Source organism: Clostridium gasigenes (genome assembly GCF_017348895.1).
Taxonomy (GTDB): Bacteria; Bacillota; Clostridia; order Clostridiales; family Clostridiaceae; genus Clostridium; species Clostridium gasigenes.
Window position 1 is genome coordinate 2,088,877 of record NZ_CP071376.1, and the last position, 24,264, is coordinate 2,113,140.

19 protein-coding genes are annotated in these 24,264 nt (G+C 26.7%); 15 read left to right on the forward strand and 4 right to left on the reverse strand.

Annotated elements, in window-relative coordinates; all coding sequences use genetic code 11:
- Window positions 1-18 precede the first annotated feature (18 nt).
- The 12 genes from J1C67_RS09840 (at window position 19) to J1C67_RS09895 (ending at window position 15,376) form a co-directional block, all read left to right on the forward strand.
- Window positions 19-1,728: an asparagine synthase-related protein gene (locus tag J1C67_RS09840; RefSeq protein ID WP_167866660.1), complete on the forward strand. Its 1,710-nt coding sequence runs from the start codon at window positions 19-21 to the stop codon at window positions 1,726-1,728.
- A complete protein-coding gene (locus J1C67_RS09845; protein WP_207253495.1) occupies window positions 1,721-3,007 on the forward strand; it encodes an oligosaccharide flippase family protein in 1,287 nt (428 codons plus the stop codon). Before J1C67_RS09840 ends, J1C67_RS09845 begins: the two co-directional genes overlap by 8 nt.
- 139 nt (window positions 3,008-3,146) lie before the next feature.
- Window positions 3,147-4,304 carry a glycosyltransferase gene (locus J1C67_RS09850; protein ID WP_167866662.1) on the forward strand — a complete coding sequence of 386 codons (1,158 nt, stop codon included), beginning with the start codon at window positions 3,147-3,149 and terminating at the stop codon, window positions 4,302-4,304.
- Window positions 4,294-5,502, forward strand: a complete 1,209-nt coding sequence (locus J1C67_RS09855) for an O-antigen ligase family protein (RefSeq protein WP_244980279.1) — start codon at window positions 4,294-4,296, stop codon at window positions 5,500-5,502. The genes J1C67_RS09850 and J1C67_RS09855 overlap by 11 nt, the downstream gene beginning before the upstream one ends.
- Window positions 5,495-6,547, forward strand: a complete 1,053-nt coding sequence (locus tag J1C67_RS09860; protein ID WP_167866664.1) for a glycosyltransferase — start codon at window positions 5,495-5,497, stop codon at window positions 6,545-6,547. The genes J1C67_RS09855 and J1C67_RS09860 overlap by 8 nt, the downstream gene beginning before the upstream one ends.
- Complete coding sequence (gene wecB, locus J1C67_RS09865) at window positions 6,544-7,602, forward strand: non-hydrolyzing UDP-N-acetylglucosamine 2-epimerase (protein ID WP_167866665.1); 1,059 nt, start codon at window positions 6,544-6,546, stop codon at window positions 7,600-7,602. The genes J1C67_RS09860 and wecB overlap by 4 nt, the downstream gene beginning before the upstream one ends.
- A gap of 187 nt (window positions 7,603-7,789) precedes the next feature.
- Window positions 7,790-8,953: a glycosyltransferase gene (locus tag J1C67_RS09870; protein ID WP_167866666.1), complete on the forward strand. Its 1,164-nt coding sequence runs from the start codon at window positions 7,790-7,792 to the stop codon at window positions 8,951-8,953.
- A gap of 89 nt (window positions 8,954-9,042) precedes the next feature.
- Window positions 9,043-10,452 (forward strand): oligosaccharide flippase family protein, encoded by a 1,410-nt coding sequence (locus tag J1C67_RS09875; protein ID WP_167866667.1) that lies wholly within the window; start codon window positions 9,043-9,045, stop codon window positions 10,450-10,452.
- Between the two features lie 144 nt (window positions 10,453-10,596).
- Complete coding sequence (locus J1C67_RS09880) at window positions 10,597-12,450, forward strand: polysaccharide biosynthesis protein (protein ID WP_089970202.1); 1,854 nt, start codon at window positions 10,597-10,599, stop codon at window positions 12,448-12,450.
- Window positions 12,451-12,523: 73 nt separating this feature from the next.
- Window positions 12,524-13,129 (forward strand): sugar transferase, encoded by a 606-nt coding sequence (locus J1C67_RS09885; RefSeq protein ID WP_089970204.1) that lies wholly within the window; start codon window positions 12,524-12,526, stop codon window positions 13,127-13,129.
- A 12-nt stretch (window positions 13,130-13,141) separates the two neighbouring features.
- Entirely contained in the window at window positions 13,142-14,224 is a 1,083-nt protein-coding gene (locus J1C67_RS09890) for a Gfo/Idh/MocA family protein (RefSeq protein ID WP_167866668.1), read from the forward strand.
- A gap of 33 nt (window positions 14,225-14,257) precedes the next feature.
- Window positions 14,258-15,376: a glycosyltransferase gene (locus tag J1C67_RS09895; RefSeq protein WP_167866669.1), complete on the forward strand. Its 1,119-nt coding sequence runs from the start codon at window positions 14,258-14,260 to the stop codon at window positions 15,374-15,376.
- A gap of 129 nt (window positions 15,377-15,505) precedes the next feature.
- On the opposite strand, the gene brnQ is transcribed toward J1C67_RS09895, so the two are convergent.
- A complete protein-coding gene (brnQ, locus tag J1C67_RS09900; protein WP_167866670.1) occupies window positions 15,506-16,756 on the reverse strand; it encodes a branched-chain amino acid transport system II carrier protein in 1,251 nt (416 codons plus the stop codon).
- Between the two features lie 328 nt (window positions 16,757-17,084).
- Between brnQ and J1C67_RS09905 the strand changes: the two genes are divergently transcribed.
- Both J1C67_RS09905 and galU read left to right on the forward strand, forming a co-directional pair.
- Window positions 17,085-17,975, forward strand: coding sequence for a UDP-3-O-(3-hydroxymyristoyl)glucosamine N-acyltransferase (locus J1C67_RS09905; RefSeq protein WP_167866671.1), 891 nt, complete (start codon window positions 17,085-17,087; stop codon window positions 17,973-17,975).
- Window positions 17,976-18,144: 169 nt separating this feature from the next.
- The gene (gene galU, locus J1C67_RS09910) at window positions 18,145-19,017 is read left to right on the forward strand and encodes a UTP--glucose-1-phosphate uridylyltransferase GalU (RefSeq protein ID WP_167866672.1); all 873 of its coding nucleotides are present in this window, start codon (window positions 18,145-18,147) and stop codon (window positions 19,015-19,017) included.
- A gap of 127 nt (window positions 19,018-19,144) precedes the next feature.
- Here galU and J1C67_RS09915 read toward each other — a convergent pair whose 3' ends face one another.
- Complete coding sequence (locus J1C67_RS09915) at window positions 19,145-20,380, reverse strand: O-antigen ligase family protein (RefSeq protein ID WP_167866673.1); 1,236 nt, start codon at window positions 20,378-20,380, stop codon at window positions 19,145-19,147.
- 263 nt (window positions 20,381-20,643) lie between these two features.
- Here J1C67_RS09915 and J1C67_RS09920 point away from each other — a divergent pair, with 263 nt between their 5' ends.
- Window positions 20,644-21,729: a glycosyltransferase gene (locus tag J1C67_RS09920; protein WP_167866674.1), complete on the forward strand. Its 1,086-nt coding sequence runs from the start codon at window positions 20,644-20,646 to the stop codon at window positions 21,727-21,729.
- A 65-nt stretch (window positions 21,730-21,794) separates the two neighbouring features.
- On the opposite strand, the gene trpS is transcribed toward J1C67_RS09920, so the two are convergent.
- Together trpS and J1C67_RS09930 are read right to left on the reverse strand one after the other, a co-directional pair.
- Complete coding sequence (trpS, locus tag J1C67_RS09925) at window positions 21,795-22,820, reverse strand: tryptophan--tRNA ligase (RefSeq protein ID WP_167866675.1); 1,026 nt, start codon at window positions 22,818-22,820, stop codon at window positions 21,795-21,797.
- A gap of 236 nt (window positions 22,821-23,056) precedes the next feature.
- On the reverse strand, window positions 23,057-24,151 hold the full coding sequence (locus J1C67_RS09930; protein WP_167866676.1) for an endospore germination permease: 1,095 nt from the start codon (window positions 24,149-24,151) through the stop codon (window positions 23,057-23,059).
- Window positions 24,152-24,264 lie beyond the last annotated feature (113 nt).

A 24,264-nucleotide genomic window follows, 5' to 3' on the forward strand; every position in this document is an offset into this window, starting at 1 on the left:
AATTTGGAGGCGGATATAGTGAGGGGTACAACTTTAATAGTTACAGAGAAAAGTTTTAATAAAGATAAGTTACGTTCAGCTGATTATATTGAATCGGATAATTTTTTAATATATAAAGAATTTAATAAAAAGTTTACTAATGAAAAGATATTTAAAGAAGATGATGAACTTTTAATTGTTATAGATGGTGTTATATTAAATGATAAAGAACTAAAAAATAAATATGTAGCTACAGATAATTTTAGCTTAATAAAAAATATGTATAAGTCTTTGGGTATTAACCTTGTTGATAGCTTAAGAGGAAATTTTTATGGGATTATATATGATAAAAAGAAAAATGTGTGGAGTGTGTTTACAAATCATTTAGGAAATAAGCCTCTTTATTATTTCTTTGATAAAAGTAAAGGTAGTTTAGTTGTAAGTAGTGATTTGTTTGATTTAGTAAAATCATTACGAGAACTTGGAATTAGAGCTAACATAGATGAGATAGGTGCTTATTATATGTTAACCTTTGGATATATGATTTCTGATACAACTCTTATAAAAGATGTTAAGAGGATAGAACCTGGAACAATACTTACATTAAAAGCCAATGAAATAAACTTTAATCAATATTACTTCTTAGATAATGAAAATTACTTAACTGATTCAGAAGATAAGATAATAGATAATATGTATGAATTGTTTAATGATTCAATTGATAAATCATTTGGAAAAGATAGAGAAAATGGTTATAGGCATATTTCATATTTAAGCGGTGGATTAGATTCAAGGATGATTGCAGTTGGAGCTAAAAAGCTAGGATATGATGATATAACAACGATAACTTTTTCGGAAAATTATTCTAGAGATGAAAAAATAGCTAGAGAGATTGCAGCAGATTTTAAGTTTAATAGTATATTTAGAAGCTTAAATAATGGTAACTTTTTAACGAATATAGATGAAGCAGTACAAGGTAACTTTGGACAAAATATTTATAGTGGAGCTATTCATTTAGTTTCAACAAATAAGTTAGTTAACTTTGATGAATTTGGATTTATTCATAATGGAAATATAGCGGATGTAATGCATGGAGATTATATAGATGCGCCTAAGCATACCCCTCCTGCAATCGGAAATTGGATGTATTCAAAAATATTAAAAGATAAGGTTGATTTTATATCACCTATGATAAAAGAAAAGTATTCAAATGAAGAAAAATTTGCGATTTATAATAGAGGAATTAATGGTATGTATAATGGATCTGTAAGTGCTTTAGATATTTCAGAAACATCTGAGCCGTTTATAAACCAAGATTTAATACAATACTGTAGTAGGATGGAGCCAAAATATAAATATAAAGAGGCAGCATTTTTAAAGATGATACAAAAATATTATCCAGAAGCTACTAATTATAAGTGGCAAAAGTGGAATCTTAATCCCACAGAATTTAACGCTAAATTTATGGGAACTGTTTTTGGAAAAGCTTTCAGAGTATTAGATGGTCAAATTCAAAAATATGGATCTCAAAGCAATAATATGAATCCATTTGAAAAATGGTATAGTAATAACGATAATCTTAGAAACTTTATTACAAATTACTTAAAAGAGAACTTATATTTATTAGATGGATATAGTGAGCTTAAAAGTGATTGCGAAAAGCTAATAAATAGTAATAGAGTAATAGAGAAAACTCAAGTAATGACATTACTTAATTTTATAAAGAGGATAAATGATATTTATGAATAAAAATATAAATAAAGAAATGATTAGTTCTCTTATTAAAAAGGGTTTATTACAGATATTTAGCGCAAATATTATAAATAAGATTGTACAATTTACAACTATTATTTTCTTAACTAGAATTATTTCGAAATATGAGTATGGGTTATTTTCATATGCTCAAAATACCATGAATATGGCTATGTTATTAGAAGGGTTAGGCGTAACTGCTGGTATATTACAATATTGTAGTGTTGAAAAAGAAGAAAAAAACAAATTTGGGTTTTTCAGTTATGGAATAAAGATAGGTTTTTTAATTAATATAGTAACTAGTTTAGGTATTATGGCCTGGGCACTATGGGGACCATTGGCTACTGAAGGGAGTAGAACATTCTTATTTATAATGTCATTTATTCCATTGCTTAGTATAACATATGGGTCTATACAAGCATATTTAAGATCAACTCTTAGAAATAAGGATTTTAGTAGGCTAACTGTATTTAATACTGTTGTATATTTTATTTTTACAGTTGGATTTTCGACAATAATGGGAGCAAATGGATTAATATTAGGAATGTATTTAGCATATTTGGCAACTGTAATGCTTGGTGCATACTTTATAAGGAAAGATATATTCTTATATAAAAACACTAAAATAGAAGGTAAGGATGTAAAAATAAAATTCTTAAAGTATTCAATTATTACTGTACTTAGTAATGCTATGTCACAAATATTATATTTACTTGATACTCAGTTAATAGGAACTTTTACTAAGGATCCAATAACAATTGCAAACTATAAAAGTGCAACAATGATACCATTTAATTTAACATTTATACCTTTATCAATAATTATATTTGCTTATCCATACTTTGCCCAAAATAGAAATAATAAAGTTTGGATGAAGGAAAAGCTTTCTTTATTAGTAAAGGGCTTAGGAGTAGTAAATTTAATTATAACTGTGGGTGGAATAGTTCTTGCTAAACCTATATTTTCAATATTATTTCCTCAATATATGGACTCAATACCATGTTTTAGAGTTTTAATGGTTGGTTATTTTATATCAGCAACCTTTAGGATACCTTATGGAAATATATTGGCAAGTGTAGGAAATGTTAAAGCTAACTTAATAAATGCTATTTTTTCAGGAGTATGTAATGTTGTATTAGATATAATTTTAATAATTAAATACGGAAGTATTGGGGCAGCCTATGCAACGCTAATAGTATTTATTATATCATCGATAATTCATTATATATTCGTAAGAAGATATATGAATAGTATAGATGTTACTGAAAATAGTTAAAAATTAAATTTAGGCATTATTAAAATACCTTTAAGAGGTTGTAAAATAAATAGTTGAAGATAATAATGTTGACTATTTATTTATATCTAATAGAAGATGGTTAAATTTAAAAAATGTCTATAGATAATAAGGAGAAGTTATGAAAGTATTAGTATTACCTTCTTGGTACCCTGATAAGAAAACACCTTTAAATGGAATATTTTTCAAAGAACAAGCGGAAGCTTTAGTAAAAAGTGATGTAGAAGTTGTAGTATTAAGTATATCTGTAAAAAGTTTTAGAGAGTTTGATAAAGAGACTAGGATTAATAAGTTAGAGTTTTCAGAGGAAAATAAAGTAAAAGTTTATAGATATACTACTTATAATTGTTTTCCTAAATTAACAGAACTTTATTTGAAATATTATTCAATAATTATGAAAAAACTAATTAAAAAAATTATAGCTAAAGAAGGTAATCCTGATTTAATACATATCCATTCAGCATTAGATGCTGGAATAGCATTTGTTAAGACTAAAATAGATATACCTTATGTAGTAACTGAACATTCAACTAAATATTCAAGAGGAATGGTTGGGAGTGTTGAAGGGAAATATCTAAATAAGCTATTTCAAAATGCTAGTGAAGTAATGGTTGTAGGAAATGGATTAAAAGAAGAATTATCAAAATATATATTAAAGGATAAAATACAAATTATATATAATCCAGTAGTTATGCCAAGTTATGAAATCAAAGAGGATAAAAATAAAAGTAAGTTTAGATTTTTCAGCTTAGGTTTTCTAACTAAGAAAAAGGCTATGGATGCACTAATAGAGGCGTTTAATTCTAATAAAGAAAAATTTGAAAATGTTGAATTATTTATAGGTGGAGACGGAGAAGAGTTTAATAGCCTTAATAAGTTAATAAATGATTATGGATTAAATGAAAATATATTTTTATTAGGTAGTTTAAATAGAGATGAGGTTGCCTTTAATATGAGAAATTGTGATTGTTTTGTATTACCTAGTAGGTTTGAAACTTTTGGAATAGTATATGTTGAGGCAATGCATTATGGAAAACCTGTAATAGCAACTCGAACAGGTGGACCAGATAGCTTTGTTAATGAAAAATGTGGAGTTCTAATTGATGTAGATAATAAACAGCAACTTATGGATGCAATGGAACTTGTAATTAATAATTATGATAAATATGATTCTAAGAAAATTAAAAAGTATTGCATAGAAAATTTTTCTGAGGGAGTTATTATGGAAGAGCTAAAGAAAATTTATAAAGAGGTAATAGGTGAAAGTAATGTTAAATGAAATAACATTTAATAATAAATATTTTAATATATTTATATTATTTATAAATACTTCGATTAGTGATGCTCTTTTTAAATCATTTTTAATACCCCCAAGCTTAATTAGTATAATAAGGCTTTTAAGTAATATTATTTTTGTCTTAATAGTTTTTTATTATTTATTAACAAAAAGAATTAAGATGAAAAGATACGTACTTGCTATAGTATTTATAATATTTATTGGAATTACTCTATTGTGGGCACCGAATAAATTTGAGGCTATAAAATTATATATTAACTTTATAGGGCCTTGTAGTTATTTTATTATAATTTTTTGTATGTTAGATAAGGATGAAATTGTTGATATATTAAAAAAATATTGCAATTTGGTAATTATTATGGATATACTTACACTTACTATATTATCAAAGGTAGGATATATGGGTGAGAGTGCAACAGAACATGTGGTAAGAGGTATACATTTAAGTAGAAGTACGATGATTATATATTTAAATTTTTGTATATTTATATATATTTATTTTTTAAGTTATAATAAAAAAGATTATAAACAGAGGAATATTGCTATATTAATGTTAGCATTAAGCATTACATTGATAGTGTTTTCTAGAAGTTCTACAGGAATAGTTACTATTGCCTTATTTTTACCATTATTGTTAATAGTAAAAAGTAAAAGAGCTTCTAAATCATTAGTTAAGATCTGTATTAGTATAGGAGTGGCATTGCCTATAATAAATTTTACATCGCCAATTATAAATAATATATTAGAATCTGTTTTTCATAAAACATTAACATTTAGTGGAAGAAGATATATATGGGAGTATGCTTTGGACAAATTAACTGATAATCCTATTTTGGGAAATGGATTTGAATCTACAAGTTATCTATTAAATAACAAAGTTGTACCTATATACGATAGGGTAGCGGCACATACACATAATGGATTTTTAGAGTTATTTCTGCAAAGTGGTTTAATAGGATTAATTTTAGGAGTACTTATATTAGTTATAACATTTAGATATACATTTAAATTAGATCGAAAAGAAGCTAATGTAATAAGAGTGTACTTTATTATATTTATAATATTTAATTTTATGGAACCCTATATAATCAATAGTGTTTCCATAATTACAATGTGGTTACCTTTGATATATGTAATTACACTAACAAATAAGAAGATGAGGTTGAATAAAAATGAATAATAAAAATATTCTTTATATAACTTTTGTTGATTTTAAAGATCAAAAAAGTGGGTCATCAGTAAGACCTAAAAAGATGTACGATGCTTTTATTGAACAGGGATATAATATATCGCTTTTAACTGGACTTCAAAATAGAAAAATGGAAAGATGGAAAAGTGCATGGCAATATTTTAAAGAAATAAGAAAAAAAGAATATGAATTTTGTTATGTAGAACCACCAGCAGGACCTATGTTTAATTTATGTGATCATTTAATGTTATTTTATATAAGTAAGATAAAAAAAATAAATACAGGACTTTTTTATAGAGATGCTTATTGGAAATTTGCAAATTGGTATGATGTTAAAGGTTTAAAAAAAATAGTTATAAATACAATGCATAGATTTGATTTGTTTGTTATCAAAAACACTTGTGCAAAAATGTATTTTCCAACTAATATGATGGGTGATTTATTTAAGTTTAAAGATAAAGAACCATTACCACCTGGATGTGAAATAATAAATATTAATAAGAATGAACTTGATTCTGTTGAAATAATATATGTTGGTGGTTTATCTGAGCAATATGGAGGAAAACTATTGCTTGAAGCTTTAGATAAGGTTAATAATGAAAGAAAAATGAATCTTCATGTAGTTTGTAGAGAAGATGATAAAAAGTATCTAAAAGGATATGAAAATAAAGAATGGATACATTTATATCATGTTTCAGGAGAGGAATTACTTGAGGTTTATAAAAAAGCTAATGTAGCAATAATACCAAGAAAAGTAGATTTTTATATGGATTTTGCTATGCCAGTTAAATTATTTGAATATATATCATATGGATTACCAATAATATCAACTAAGTGCAAAGAAGTAGCTAAGTTTATTAGTGAAAATAATATTGGTGTTGTCTGTGAAGATAATGTAGATAGTTTATATAACTCACTAATAAATATGGAATGTAGTGACATAAATGAATATTCAAAAAATGTTCAAATAACAAGAGTAAATAATACTTGGGTTAAGAGAGTAGAACAAATAGCAAATCTAGGAGGTAAACTATGAAAATAATAACTGTTGTTGGGGCTAGGCCTCAATTTATCAAAGCTGCACCTGTATCAAAATCATTAAGAAAAAATTATGATGAAGTATTAATTCATACAGGACAACATTATGATGATAATATGTCGAAAATATTTTTTGAGGAATTATCAATACCAATGCCTGATTATAATTTGCATATAGGTTCTGGTGGACATGGAAAAATGACTGGAGAAATGCTTAGTAAACTTGAAGAAATATATATTAAAGAAAAACCAGATTGTGTTTTAGTATATGGAGATACTAACTCTACACTGGCAGGTGCTTTAGCTGCAAGTAAACTATTAATACCGGTTATACATGTAGAAGCTGGTTTAAGAAGTTTTAACAAGGCTATGCCAGAAGAACAAAATAGAATATTAACTGATAACCTTTCAAAGTTATTGTTAGTACCAACAGAAGATGCTTTGAAAAATCTTTCTAATGAAGGTATAAAAGCTGGAGTGCATAATATTGGAGATGTAATGTATGATGCTGTTTTAATGTTTAAAGAAAAAGCTGAAAGTAAGGAGAATTTATTAGTTGAGCTTGGATGTGAAAAGGGAGAATATATACTAACAACTATTCACAGAGCGGAAAATACTAATGATATAAAGAGACTTGCAAATATAATACAAGCATTGAATGAATGTGGTGAAAAAATAATATTACCATTACATCCAAGAACTAAGAAGTTTACTCTTGATTATGGATTAAAGTTTAATGACAATATAAAAATAATTGAGCCTATTGGATATTTAGAAATGTTAATGCTTGAAGCTAATTCAAAGAAAATAGTTACAGATAGTGGTGGGGTTCAAAAGGAAGCTTACTTTATGGGTAAACCATGTGTAACTATGAGAGATGAAACAGAATGGGTAGAGACTGTTGAAGTTGGTTGGAATGTTGTTGTTGGTACAGATAAAGATAAAATACTAAATGCAATAAAAAACTTCAACCCAACTCATAAGCAACCAAGCATATTTGGAGATGGCTTTGCATCAGATAAAATATCAGCGCTTATAAAAGAAATATTATAAGTATGTTATAAAGTAATAATAGATTATGAGCTACAATTTAATAAAATTGTAGCTTTATTTTTGTTATTTTAGTATATAGTGATATAATTAAAAATAGTTCAAAATAAGAAGATATTTAGAAAGAAACCTTAGATTTTAAAAAGGTATTTATATATAAAGCCTTGAATTTAGGTAAGAGGAGAAATATATGCATATTTTAGTGATTCCATCTGCATATCCCACAGAGGATGCTCCTTTAAGGAGTAGTTTTTTTAAAGAACAAACTATTGCAGTTAAAAAAAGCGGAAAAAAAATAGGGCTAATATATAGTGAGACTAGAAGAGTAACAGGAATAAATAAAAGTACAATTGTTAAAAATCATTTCCAAATAACTGATAATTGTGAAGATGAAATAAATACTATAAGATTACATGGGTGGAATATTCTTTTAATGAGGAATAGTTTTGGGGTGAACCTTTGGGTTAAGCAAAGTATTAAATTATTTAAAATATATATAAAGAAATATGGTTTGCCGGATATTATACATGTACATTGTGGATTGTATGGTGGATTAGTTGGAAAGTATATAAAAGAGGAATACAACATTCCATATATAATTACTGAACATTTATCAATAGTAATGAATCATAAAATGGATAATTATCATAAAAAAATATTAAGAGAAGCTTATAATAGTGCAAGCGCATTGATAAGTGTAGGAAGTAAGCTTAAGAAATCTATGGAGGTATATACGAAAGTAGATATAGTTGTTATTCCAAACATAGTAAATACAAGTGTTTTTAATTATGTTAAAAGTGATATGCCTAGAAATTTCAAGTTTGTTTCAGTATCAAATTTGAAATTAGATAAAAGAGTAAACTTAACAATTGAAGCTTTTAGTAGCGAGTTTAAAGGTGAAGATGTAGAGTTAATAATTATTGGAGATGGCCCTGAAAGAAATAACTTGAAAATGTTATGTAATAAGTTAGAAGTAGAAAATCAGGTGAAATTCATAGGAGCTATAAAAAGAGATATTATTAATGAATATTTAAATAAGTCTTCGGCTTTTGTGCTTCCAAGTAGCTTTGAGACTTTTGGAGTTGTGTATATAGAGGCTTTAGCTTGTGGTTTGCCAATAATTGCAACTAAATGTGGTGGCCCAGAAGATTTCTTTGAAAAATATATGGGATATTTAATTGAAGTAGATAATGTAGAAGCTTTATGTAAATCAATGAGAAGCATGATAGAAAATTATAGTGATTTTAATAAGGAGAAAATTTCTAATTATATTAAGGAAAGATTTAGCGAAGATGTAGTAGTAAAGAAAATAGATAATATATACACAGAAGTTTTGAATAATAAAATTACGTAATAACTCATCTAAAATAAAAGACGGAAAATAAAAGATGATTAAGATTATATAAAAATATTTGAATGTGTGTTGGGAGATAGTGATAGAGTGTGAAAGAATTATTAAAAAAGTTTATGGAATTTGCTCTGGGAAATGGAATAGTTTTAATTATAGGGCTTATTTCATCTCCATTAATAACAAGAATTATATTGCCAGCAGAATATGGTAAAGCATCTATGTTTATTACAGCTACAAGTTTAATAATAGTTATAATGACATTAGGGAGAGACCAAGCATATATTAGATATTATAATGATGAGAAAGAATATAATAGAGGGAAACTATTAAGAAAAAGTATTAAATTACCTTTAATTTTAAACTTAATTTTAGGATTAATATTAATTATATTATATAAACCTATTTCTAATATGATAATTCAAGAAGTATCATTTACAATAGTTCTACTTATGTTAGTACATAGTACATTTAGTATAATATCAAATTTTGCATTATTAAACATAAGAATGAAACAAAAGGGGAAAATATATTCACTATTTACAATATTAAATAAGGTATCATACTTAATATTTATAGTGCTGATATTTACTATATTTAAGAATAGTTATATGACAATTGTATTAGCAACTATTATATCAAATGTAGTTATGTGTGGAGTTGCATTGGTATATGATAGGAGAGAATGGTTTGACTCTAAAAAAGGAGAAGAACTTAATACAAAAACTAAAGAATTATTTAAATATGGAACACCATTTGTTTTTTCAATGTCAATTATATGGATATTCCAATCAATAGATAAAATATCATTGAGAATGTTTTCGGGATATGAGGAAATTGGATTATATGGAGGAGCTATGAGCATAATAGCATTATTAAATATAGTTCAAGGTACATTTACAACATTTTGGACACCGGTAGCTTATGAAAAATATGCTAAGGAACCAGAGAATACAGACTTTTTTATTGAAATAAATGAAATAGTAACTGTAATTATGTTATTAATTTCAATAATTATAATAGCTTTAAAGGATATTATAATTATGTTTATAGGTTCCGAATATGCAGGGGCAGAGTTTATATTCCCATTTTTAGTTTTAATGCCAATAATGTACACTATATCAGAGACAACTGTTATGGGTATTAATTTTAGTAAAAATACAAAATCTCATATTTATGTTGCAATAATATCAGCAATAAGTAATGTTATAGGAAATTTAATACTAGTACCTAAATATGGTGCTAAAGGAGCTGCTATTTCAACGGGTTTAGCGTATATATTATTCTTTATAGCTAGAACATATTATTCAAATAAATATTATAAAGTTAAATATAAATTGAAAAAATTCTGGGTATGTATAATAGCGGTATATATATTAGCGGCATATTCTAGTGCTTATAAATTTAATAGTATAATTTTATATTTAACTATAGGATCATTAGCAATAGTATTAATAATGTACAGGAGTATAATTATTAATAGCATAAAAAAAATAAGGAAATAAGAAAATAAGAAAATAAGGAAATGAGGAAATAACACATTGTTGTATTTATAGACAATAATATGGGTTTAGTAGTATAATTAAAGTAATTAAATATACTATTGTATATATTATATCTTCTAAGGCAGTAGAAGAGAAGGAGCAAAAATGAATAAAATTAAAACTTTGATACTTATTGTAATAGATATTTTTTTAGTTAATATGGCATATTTATTAGCTATTAATATTACGTTTTTTGATAGGTTTACAGAAATAGCAACTATTTATCAAGAAGATATAGTTATTGTAACTATTATATATATTATATGTTTTGCAGCATTTAAAATGTATAGTTCTCTTTGGCATTTAACAGGAACAGATGAGTTTCTTTTAGGAGTAGGTGGCGGAATCCTAGCAGGTGGTCTTGTTATAATTTATACAAGAACATTAGGGTCTACAATACCTCTAAATGTGTCTGTAATTGGTACTATGTTAACTTGTATTTTTGTACTTGGGTATAGAATATTATATAGAGTTTACAGAAGAATGATGTTGTATCTTCCATATAAATATTCAGGTGATCAGGAAAGGGTTATGATAATAGGAGCAGGATCGGCTGGAACAATGATAATTAATGAAATGTTATCTAGAAGAAATTTAAAACTAAACCCTATATTGCTAATAGATGACAGAGAGTACAAAAAAGGAAAACGTATTAGTGGAGTAAAAGTTGAAGGTGGCCGCAAAGATATAGTAAGATTAGCTCAAGAAAAAGAGATAAATACAATTATATTAGCTATACCATCAATAGATAATGAAAATAAAAAAGAAATTCTTGAAATTTGTAAAAGGACTAATTGTAAAGTTAAAATAATTCCAGGAATTTATGAAATAATTTCAGGGGAAGCTACTGTTAGTAAAATTAAAGACGTAGAACTAGAAGATTTATTAGGTAGAGATCAAGTTGTATTAGATAGCAGAGGTATTTCAGAATACTTAAATAATAAAGTTGTTTTAGTTACTGGTGCTGGAGGTTCAATAGGATCTGAACTTTGTAGGCAAATAGTAACATTTGGACCTAGAGTACTTATTTTATTTGATATATATGAAAATACTATCTATGATATACAAAATGAATTAAAAGTTAACTATCCAGATTTAAATATGAAAGTTTTAATAGGATCAGTAAGAGATAAAGATAGACTAGAAGAAATATTTGAAAAATATAAAATTCAAGTTGTATTCCATGCAGCAGCACATAAACATGTGCCCTTAATGGAAGATTCACCTAAAGAAGCTATAAAAAATAATGTTTTTGGAACATTTAACTTAGCAGAAGTTGCAGATAAATATAAAGTAGAAAAGTTTGTAATAATATCTACAGATAAAGCAGTTAATCCAACTAATATTATGGGAGCTACTAAAAGATTATGTGAAATGATTGCCCAAGCCTTTAATTCAGTAAGTAAAACAGAATTTGTAGCTGTTAGGTTTGGAAATGTACTTGGAAGCAACGGTTCTGTTATTCCATTATTTAAAAAGCAAATAAAGAATGGCGGACCGGTCACAGTTACACATAAAAGTATAACTAGATACTTTATGCTTATACCAGAAGCTGCTCAACTTGTGTTGCAAGCGGGTGGGTTTGCTAAAGGTGGAGAAATATTTGTCTTAGATATGGGCGAACCTGTTAAAATATATGATTTAGCTATAGATTTAATAAAATTATCAGGATTTGAACCTAATAGGGATATTAAGATTAAAGTAACAGGACTTAGACCTGGTGAAAAGCTTTATGAGGAGCTATTAATGAGCGAAGAAGGTTTACTAGAAACAACTCATAATAAAATTCACATAGGTAAGCCAACTTTTGACGATATGGAAATTTTGAAGGCTAAGTTAGAAGATTTAAGAAAGATATTATTAGAAAATGATGAAGAAATTGTTAAAAGTAAAATGAAGCAAATAGTACCTACATATAAAGAGCCTAAAGAAGTAAATGAGGTTGCTATTACAAAGTAAGTCATATTGTTTTATTTGATTTTAATAAGTTTAAAAGTCTATAAAAATAAAATACTAAATAGAGGTATATATAATGAAAAAAACTAATCAGTTTATAAAAAGAATTTTTGATATTATTATGTCTTTAATTGGAATAATAATATTATCTCCAATATTTATAATAGTAAGCATTATTATTAGTATAGGTTCATCAGGAAATATATTGTTTTTACAAAAAAGAGTTGGTAGAGATGAGAAAGAATTTAATATATATAAGTTTAGAACTATGATAAATGATGCTGAAAAGTTAGGAAAACAAATAACAGTAGGTGATGATTCTAGAATAACAAAGGTTGGATCTATTTTAAGAAAATTTAAAATAGATGAATTACCTCAGTTGTTTAATGTTTTGAATGGAGATATGAGCTTGGTTGGACCAAGGCCAGAAGTTCCTAAATATGTAGCATTATATACTGAAAAGCAAAAAGAAGTATTATCTATAAGACCTGGAATAACAGATATGGCATCTTTAAGATATAAAGATGAAAATGCTATTTTAGGAAAAGTTGATAACCCAGAAGAATATTATATAAATGTTATAATGCAAGATAAGTTAAGCTTAAATTTAGAATACATTGAAAAAAGCAATATAATATTTGATATATCATTAATTTTAAAAACTATTATAAAATGTATATAAGGTGGTATTAAGATGAAAAAACTAAAATTTGCACTAATCGGATGCGGAAGAATATCTTATAAAAATGTTGAAGCACTTGTGAAAAATAGAGATAGTTCTCAATTAGTAGCTACTTGTGATGTTAAATTAGATAGAGCAATAGCTAAAAAAGATGAATATATAAATAAAATGCAAGATGAAAATTTAGAAGTTAAAATTTATGAAGATTATAAGGAAATGTTAGAAAATGAAGATATTGATGTTGTAACTATAGCGACAGAAAGTGGATATCATGCAGAAGTAGCTATTTATTGCATGAATAAGGGGAAACATTGTATAGTTGAAAAACCAATGGCTATGTCAATTGATGATGCTAATGAAATGATAGAGGTAGCTAAAAAGAATAATGTTAAACTATCTGTATCTCATCAAAATAGATTTAATGCTCCTATACAAAAGTTAAGAGAAGCTGTTGAAGGAAATAAGTTTGGCAGAATGATGAATGGAACAGCAAGGATTTTATGGAGAAGAGATGAGGGTTATTATACTCAAGCGCCTTGGAGAGGAACTTGGGATTTAGATGGCGGAACTTTAATGAATCAATGTATACATAATATTGATTTGCTTCAATGGATGATGGGTGGAGAAGTTGAAAGAGTTTATGCTGAATGTGATACTTTTAGAAATCCAATTGAGGGTGAAGATTTTGGAGCTATATTAATTAGATTTAAAAATGGAGCAATAGGTATTGTTGAAGGTAGTGCAGTTGTGTTTCCTAAAAATTTAGAAGAAACATTAAGTATATTTGGAACTGAAGGAACTGCTGTAATTGGTGGTTTAGCAGTTAATGAATTGAAAACTTGGAGATTTGAAGGTGAAGATGAGGATTCTGTAAAATCAAGTTTACAGGTAGAAATAGATAATGTATATGGAGAAGGTCATACTCCTTTATTTAAAGATGTAATTGAAGCTATTAATGAAGATAGAAAACCTTATGTAAGTGGGGAAGATGCAATAGTACCTTTATCAATAATACTAGCTGCATATAAATCAAGAAAAACAGGAATGCCTGTACAATTTCCGTTAGAGAATTTTTCAAGTTCAGATATGAAATAATTTATATAAATAATTAACAGGATAGGTGATTGGATGAAAAAAAAGGTTTGTCATATTTCCACAGCACATCCTGAAAATGATGGTAGAATATTATTTAAACAATGCAGTAGCATAAGTAGAGCAGGGTATGAGGTATCGTTAATAGTAACGGCTGATAAAGAAAAAATTATTAATGGAGTTAAAATTATACCGTTAAGTAAAAATAATAATAGGATCTACAGAATGTTTTATAAAACCAGAGAAGCTTATAACAAAGCTGTAGATGTAGATGCTGATATATATCATTTTCATGATCCTGAGTTGATTCCTTTAGGTAAAAAGCTTAAAAAGATAGGTAAAAAAGTAATATATGATGTGCATGAAGATATGCCTAAACAAATACTCTCTAAAAAGTATTTAGGTAGTATGAAAATAAGGAAATTAATATCTAAAGCTTTTAATAAATATGAAAAAAATAATTCTAAAGGATTCGATTCAATTGTAACAACTCAAGATGAATTCAAGGAGAAGTTTCTTGATTACCATAATAATATTGTGGTTGTTAAAAATTTTGCTATGAAAGATATTATAGATGAAACAGTCCCTATTATTATAAATGAAGCAAAAGGGAAATTTATAATAATATACATAGGTTCCATTACCAAAATAAGAGGTATTAAAGAAATGATTAACTCAACTGAAAGCTTTAAGGGTAAAGTTGAATTATGGGTTATAGGGGGCTGGGAAACGGAAGAATTATTTAAAGAATGCACTCAGTTAGCAGGATATAAATATACTAGATACTTCGGTAAATTACCTATTTCGGAGCTCTATAAGTATGTTAAAGCAGCAGATTTAGGAATGAGTATATTACATCCGACCCCTAATTATAAAGAGGCTATTCCAACAAAGGTATTTGAATATATGGCTTGTGAATTACCTGTAATATTATCAGATTTTCCATTTTGGGCAAGGTTATTTGGTGATATAGGTACATATGTTAACCCTTTAGATCTTGATGAAATTATTAGAACTATAGAGTATTATAGAACTAATAAAGAAATAATAAATGCTAAAGGGAAAGAAAACAGAAGAGTTTTTGAAAATAAGTTTTGTTGGGATACAGAAGAAGCGAAACTTATAAAATTATATGATAGTATATCTAAAAACTAAAAAAGACGGATTTTTTAAATCCGTCTTTTTATATTTTCTATGAAAGAGGAGCTGTTATATAACTAACTTATTTAGTTAGTTGTATAACAGCTCCTTTTTTGAAAGTGACTAAAGAATGAACTTTTTTATTTATTTTATATGGTTTGGAATTATATATCCAATTATTATAGCAATAACTGTAGGAATTACCCAACCAAATCCTATGTTAGCTAATGGAATTAATGTTAAGTTTAAACCCGGAATAGCAAGTAGTATTCCAAATATTAATGAAGTATAAACACCTAGTCTAACAGCTTTAATATTTTTCAAGTATTTGCTTAATAATGTTGTTACTATTAATGTTATTGAAACTGGATACAATACATTTAATATTGGTACAGATAATACAATTATTTTATCAACACCTAATAGAGCTATTCCTAAACTTATTAAGGCTAGAAATATTGCATTGAAATTATAAGATAATTTACCTTTTGATATTTTTTCAAAGAAAGTAGCACCAGCTGTTAATAATCCAATTGAAGTTGTTAAACAAGCGAGTCCCATTGCAATACCAATTACTACAGGGCCCAAGCTACCAAGTATTGATTTAGATATTAATAATAATAAGCCTGTTTTTGAGATATCTGCTGGCGCTAAGGTAACTGTTTGAGCACCTATGTACATTAACCCTCCATAGACGAAAGCTAGCCCTAAAACAGCAACTGAGCTTGATTTTAATATCATTGAGGACATTTCTTTAGTTTTATAGCCTTTTGTTTTAAGTGATGTAGTCACTATTCCTGCAAATAATAGAGCAGCTAGTGCATCCATAGTTTGATATCCTTCAAGTAAGGATTTTGATAATACGGATGAAGAATTAGTAGTTACTATTTCTCCTATTGGGAAGAAAAATCCTTTGAAAATAATTACTGATAATATAATCAAAAGAGCTGGAGTTAAATATTTTCCTATTACATCTATTATTGAGTCACTTCCAAGTACAAAGAACATATTTATTGCAAAGTAAATTGCCATTGCTACAAATGGTGAAATACTTGGGAAAAACGGGTGAATTGTAAGTTCAAAAGTTGTTGCAGCTGTTCTTGGAATACCCAGCATTGGTCCAATTGCAATAAATAGTGCAGCTGTACAAATAATTGCAAACTTAGTATTTATTTTGCCGGCTAATGTTTCAAAAGTACCATCACCTTTACTACAAGCAAGTATTGCAAGAAGTGGCAGACCTACTCCTGTTATTACAAAACCTATTATTCCTATAAAGAATTCTGCTCCTAAAGTTTTACCAAGAAATGCTGGGAAAATTAAGTTTCCAGCTCCAAAGAACATAGCGAATAAGGCAAAACCTATTACAATTGCGTCTTTTGTTGATTTTTTCATAAAATACCTCTTTTCTAAATTTGTAAATAATAATAATTGATATCATCTTTTTGTAGAATTAAAATTAAGTTAATTCTGCAAAGAACTAAATTAATACTTTTTATTTTGAATTGATAACAAATTGATATAATTTATATAATTTTATTAAAAATATAGCAAATAATATATTAATTATATTAACATGAATCATCATTTTATTCAATAAATTATTACATTTAAATAGTTGTTAATTATTGATATAATATTAGTAATTAAGGGTCTGAAAGAATATGATTAGTTATTTCTTAAAAACTCCCTTAGTATAGAAAAGTTTTAGGGGTTGATTAATATGAAATTAAGCAATATTTGTGAATTGATTGAAGGAGCTATACTTTTAAATGATGGAAATTTTACATCTATGGGATTAGCAGTTTCTAAATGCGAAGAAGAATTACTTTCTTTTATTGAAAATGAAAAGTATATTGAAGGGTTAGGTGATAATATAACTTGCCTTATAACTACTAAAGAAATTGGAGAAAAGTTAAAGGGGAGATATGGAATATTAATTGCAGCCGTTCCAAGAATGGCTTATTTTAAATTACATAATAAACTAACAAATAGCAATGATTATATTAGAAAAGAATTTGAGACTACAATAGGTGAAAATTGCTTAATAAGTAAATTAGCATCAATAAGTGATAAAAATGTGATAATAGGGAATAATGTTAAGATAGAAGAGTTTGTAGTTATTAGAGAGAATACTATAATTGGGGATAATTCAATTATAAGAGCAGGTTGTATTTTAGGTGGAGAAGGTTATGAATATAAAAGGGTTGATGGAATTATAATGAACGTTGTTCACACAGGAGGGGTTAAAATAGGCGAATTTGTAGAGGTTCAATATAATAGTTGTATTGATAAGGCTTTATACACATGGGATAATACTGTAATTGGAGATTATACAAAGCTTGATAACTTTGTGCATATTGAACATGGAGTTAAAATTGGTGAAAGAAATCTAATTGCATCTAATACTACTATAGGTGGGAGAACTATAGTTGGGGCAGATTGCTGGATTGGACTTGGAGCAATAATATCTAATGGGTTAACAATTGGTGAAAAATGTAGTATAAGTTTAGGATCGGTTGTTACTAGAAGTTTAGAAGATAAAGAGCGTGTTTCGGGTAATTTTGCTATTAATCATACTAAATATATAGAATTTATAAAAACAATAAGATAATCATAATTATAAAGTAGTATTTCATTGAAAAAGTTTTTAATTATGGTAATATTAAGGTAAGTATTAATATTATGTATAGGGCGTTTTCAAAATGAATAGACTTGAATTTGACTAGTTATTTTTTGAAAATCGCTTATGTATAATCAGTGTGAAGAGAGGAGTTAAATTTATGAAAGTAAGAAAAGCTATTATACCAGCAGCTGGCCTTGGTACAAGGTTTTTACCAGCGACTAAAGCTCAACCTAAGGAAATGTTACCTATAGTTGATAAACCAACTATACAGTACATAATAGAGGAAGCTATAGCATCAGGAATTGAAGAAATTCTAATTATTACAGGAAGAAATAAAAAATGTATTGAAGATCATTTCGATAAATCAATAGAACTAGAAATGGAATTAGCTAAAAGTGGTAAGGAAGACTTATTAGAATTAGTTAAAGATATATCAGATATGGTAGATATTCATTATATAAGACAGAAGGAACCTAAGGGGCTTGGTCATGCTATTTATTGTGCTAAGGCATTTGTTGGCAATGAGCCTTTTGCAGTATTGCTAGGTGATGATATCGTTGATAGTGAAAAGCCATGTTTAAAACAGTTAATTGATTGCTTTAGTGAATATAAGACTTCTATACTAGGAGTACAAACGGTACCAGCTACAGATGTTAATAAATATGGAATAGTTGATGGAATTCATATAGAAGATAGAGTTTATAAAGTAAAGGATTTAGTTGAAAAGCCATCACTTGAAGATGCTCCAAGTAATGTAGCAATTTTAGGAAGATATATAATAACACCACAAATATTTGATATATTAGAACATACAAAGCCAGGAAAAGGTGGAGAAATTCAATTAACTGATGCTTTAAAAACATTGATATCAAATGAGGCAATGTATGCCTATAACTTTGAAGGCAGAAGATATGATGTTGGAGATAAGCTTGGATTTTTACAAGCGACAGTTGAGTATGCAATGAAGAGAGAAGAATTAAGAGAACCATTTATAGAATATTTAAATTCAAAACCTTGGGAAAATAAATAAGTTCATTTAATATCCTTAGGTATATGAAAAAATAAAACCTATGTTATGAAATCATAACATAGGTTTTATTATATTAACAATTAAAGGCATCTTAAAAAATAGATTAGTTAGTTTCATATCTCTAAATTTATAATGCTGAGTAGTAGTTAGATTTTTTTATATGTTTATAACTATTGGCAATTGCTAAAATAATAAACATTGAAATTATTACTTTAGGGGAACCGTAGTAACTATCTATTAAATTCATAAATTGAAAAACTAAAAAGCTTATAGTTATACCAATGAAAATTGATTTGCTAAACTTATCATCAGTTGAATTTATAAGTTTATAAAGGGTAAACATTGATACTATAAGAAAAGCAATAAAAGCAATGGTTCCAAAAACTCCAAGTTCAACTTGGAATTTAAGAAAAATATTATGTGGATGAACAGCTTGCAAACTCTCCCTTACAAAATAATCCGGATTACTGTTTACATAGATTGGATAATTTAATCCGAAATTTTCATAACCTATACCAAATAGTTCGTGTTTGTTTTTAATCATTATTTCTGTTATTTTCCATATTTTAATTCTAGAGCTATTTTGAGAAAAATCAAATATACCTAAAAGTCTTACTCTGCTTTGAGGTATTATAAAAAGAATTATAGGGAGTATAGCAGAGAAAATAATATATCTCTTATCATATAATATAGAAATAAGTAAAACACCCAAAATGAGTGCTAATAAGGCATTTCTAGATTGTGATATTATTATATTAGATAATAGAATAATAACAAGACTTCCATATATATTTTTTGAAACTCTTTCTTTAGAGTTTATCAATAGCATTATACAAATGAATATAGAAAAAATGCTGTATGCTCCTAGATTATTAGGATTTTCCAAAGTGGAAGAAACTCTATGAAAAAGATCTATATTAGCACCTGTTAATTTTATAGTAATTACTTGAATAAGTGTAATTACTCCAATTAGACCTGAAGTAAAAATAAAAGTATTCAAAACTATTTTAATATTTTTTTTAGTAGTAATTTTATAGGATATTACATAGAATATAAATAAATAAAAACTAAAACGAATACTATGAGTAATAGAAATTCTTTTATCTAATGCCACAAAAGCAGATGTGTACATAATTATATTAAGGAATATTAAAGTTAAAAACATTTTATCCTTTAATATTTTTTTGAAATTTGTTATGGTTTGATTTCTTTCGTCTTTAATAAATATAAGCCCAATAATTTGTAAAAATAATAACATATAAATTATCAAATCTGAATTTAGCTTTCCGTATGTTGGAAGAATAGGAGATAATAAAATGAATAATAATAATAAAATATTATTTAGCTTTCCATATAAATTCATAAGTCTACAACCTTTCATAGGAACAGTTTATTTTAATTATAGTTTTTTGGGGATTTGATGTCAATAATATATAATTATATATTATTAAATTTGTTTAATTAAGTATTTAAAAGGAAGGAGTAGTCATTAAAATAAATAGCAAATTAAGTATGATATTTGATTTTAATGTAACTAAAACTCGGAAAAGAATAATTGTAAATTTTTATAGTTATAGTATATAATAATAGATATATTATTAATAGAATAAGAGATGGTGAAGATAGATGAAAATATGCTATTTAGCAGATATAAAGAGTCAACATACTGAAAAGTGGTGTAAGTATTTCTTAGGAAAGGGATATGAAATTCATGTTATATCTCTAAGATCTGGAGAAATAGAAGGAGTTACTGTTCACAGTTTAGATATAGATAATTCAGTATCACAAAAAGAAAATAGTTCAGATAAAATAGGATATCTTAAAAAAATTATAAAAATTAGAAAATTGGTTAAACAAATAAATCCGGATATATTACATGCTCATTATGCGTCTAGTTATGGATTATTTGGAGCATTATGCAATTATCATCCATATGTTATATCTCTATGGGGAAGTGATGTATTATTATTTCCTAAAGAAGGTTTAATTCAAAAGAGTATATTAAAATATAATTTTAAAAAAGCTGATGAGATTTTTTCAACATCAGAGTATATGGCAAGAGAAGCTAAAAAATATACTAATAAAAATATTTATATTACCCCTTTTGGAATTGATATTAATATATTTAATGATAAAGAAGAAAGAAGTAATGATGAAGTAAACATAGGCATAGTGAAGTCTTTAGAAAAAGTTTACGGAATCGATTATTTAATAAATTCATTTAATGTTATAGTTAATAAATATCCAGATAAAAAAATAAATTTATATATAATAGGAAAAGGAACACAAGAAAAAATATTAAAAGATTTAGTTATAAAATTAGGTTTAGAAAAGAAAATTAAGTTCCTAGGAACAATGCCATTAGAGAAAATAGGAGAATTTTATAATAAAATGCATATAGCAGCAGTGCCATCCTTATCTGAGAGTTTTGGGGTTACAGTTCTAGAAGCACAGGCTTGTGGAATTCCTGTAGTAGTATCGGATATAGAGGCTTTTGAAGAAACTACTATAATAGGACAAACATCGCTAATGTGTAAAAAGAAAGATGTTAATTCATTAGTAGAATGTTTAGAAAAGTTAATTATAAATGAGGATCTAAGAATTGAAATGGGTAGAAAAGGTAAAAAATTTGCTAGGGAAAATTTTGAATCTAATACTATATTTAATGATATAAATAAGTTATATGAAAAGATAAATAGTAAAAATAAATAAGTGTTTTTACTAATATAGATAATTAAAAGGCATTAAGTAATAAATAATTACTTAATGCCTTTTAATTAGCGTGGAATTAATCCTATTTTCTTTTGCATTTTTCTTAGAGTTTTATTTGCAGTGTAAGAAGCTTTTGCTGCTCCTTCTTTATATATTTCTTCAAGTTGTTTTTTATCCCCTAGAAGTTCATTAATTTTTTCCTGAACAGGGGCTAACTCATTAACTATTATTGTTGCAACCTCACTTTTAAAGTCTGCATATCCTTTTCCTATAAAGCTTTCAACAACTTCTTCTGGAGAAACACCCTTTATAGCGCAAATTATATTAATTAGGTTTTTAACACCTGGTTGTTCATCTGTATAGTTTACTACACCTATGCTATCAGTAACTGCTCTTGAAATTTTCTTTCTTATAACCTCTGGTTTATCCATTATAAGTATATAGCAGTTAGGATTTTCTTCTGATTTAGACATCTTTTTGCTAGGATTTTGTAAATCCATTATTTTAGCACCTTCTTTTGGTGTATATCCTTCTGGAATTACAAATGTATCGCTATAAGTATTGTTAAATCTATTTGCAATATCACGAGCAAGTTCTAGATGTTGTCTTTGATCTATTCCAACTGGAACTAAATCAGAGTTATATAAAAGTATATCAGCAGCCATTAAAACTGGATAGTTAAATAACCCTGCTGAGATTGAGTCTCCAGATTTTTGGGATTTGTCTTTATATTGAGTCATTCTACTAAGTTCGCCCATATATGTAGAACATGTTAATAACCATGAAGCCTCACTGTGCGCAGGAACATGGGATTGTATAAACAATGTATTTTCTTTTGGGTTAATTCCACAAGCTATATATATTGCTAAAAGATCTAAAGTTCTTTTTCTTAAATCTTTAGGCTCTTGTTTAACAGTTATAGCATGTAAATCAGCTATACAAAAATAACATTCATATTCATTTTGAAGAGTTACCCAATTTTTTATTGCTCCTAAGTAGTTTCCAAGGGTTAATTCCCCAGAAGGCTTTATTCCGCTAAATATAACCTTTTTCTTTTCTATAGTATTATCCAAAAAAGACACTCCTTTCATTTTCACTATAATTAGTATAGTGATTTAGTAGATATCCAAAAAAATATCAAGTAAGTAGGTTAGTTTATTTATTTGAATCTCCGTAAAGTTTTAAATTTATTAAAACTACTATATCCATTATAGAATTTTCGGATTTTTATGTCAATAAAATCAAAGTATGTACCTTTTAAAAAAAAGAGGATGCTGCAAGATGATTTTAAAAATCCTTTTGCAACATCCACAGAATATTTAACTCGTTATTTTCTTTTGGCTCTCTTAGACTTTTTATTATTTGTTTTTAAATAATGAAGAGTAAAAATTATTAATGGAAGTACTAAGAATAATAGTAGATTAATTATTTGATAGTATTTTAATAAATCATATAATAAAAGATTACTTCTTCCAATTATAGTTCCAAGTGCAAATATAATTGAAGTATATAGTAGGATGAATACTTTTTTGTATGAAATATATTTTTCATATATAAGCATTATCCCATAGGAACACAATATATACTTTATAAAGCTTCCAACTACAGTTTGATATAAGAAAAATAATTCTCCAAATTCTAAAAAACCTGCAAGTTCAATTCTTTGACCCATAATAAATTCTGGATAAAATATGTTTGAACCTCTTAGTGGTCCAAAAAAAGTAATAACTTCTAGTATTGAAATCACAACAATTATAGAAACAATGATTGCAGCAGTAATACTATGCTTTTTTATGGATTTAGTTTCTTTTACATTTTTAAGGAAAGGTAGAACTATTACAAAAGAACACATAGAACCTAATATAAGTAATGTAGTAATTATAAAATCTTTAGTTATACCAGAAGATAATACAGGTAACATATAATCTATATTTTTATATTTTTGTGTTAAAACAAAAAATAATATTTCATTAAATAAAAGTGATGAAAGGCTAATTAAAATAAATATAAGTAGTGTTCTTATATTTTTTAAAAGTAAGAATACTGATGGTAGAAGAAAGAATATTAATACATACCATACCGGTGTTTCTATAAAGAAAGTTGAATGTATAGCATTAGCCTCTACGGTTGCAACTTCTAGTGAGGCTAAAAATAATCCAAGAGCAAATACAAATAAAAATACATTACCTAATAGTTTAGGTAATGAGGACTTGAAAATATGATTTATATTATATGTATTAGTAACGGTGCAAATATTAATTATGTAAGAAACATAGAGAATAAAAATTAAAGAAGCAACTAATGCACAAATCCAAGTATCTCTTCCTCCTAAATTAATAAAGATGGAAGGGTAGGTTTTTAAAGATATAAAAGCCACTCCAATAATAAAGAATATAAAATGTTTCGCAGATAATTTGTTCATTTTTTTCCACCTCATAAATTAATTTCAGCTCTTTAGGAACTTTAAAAAAATAATAGACTAATTTGATAGGTAATTATTTTTTAAAAGTGCCTTATAAAAGAAAATAATAGCAG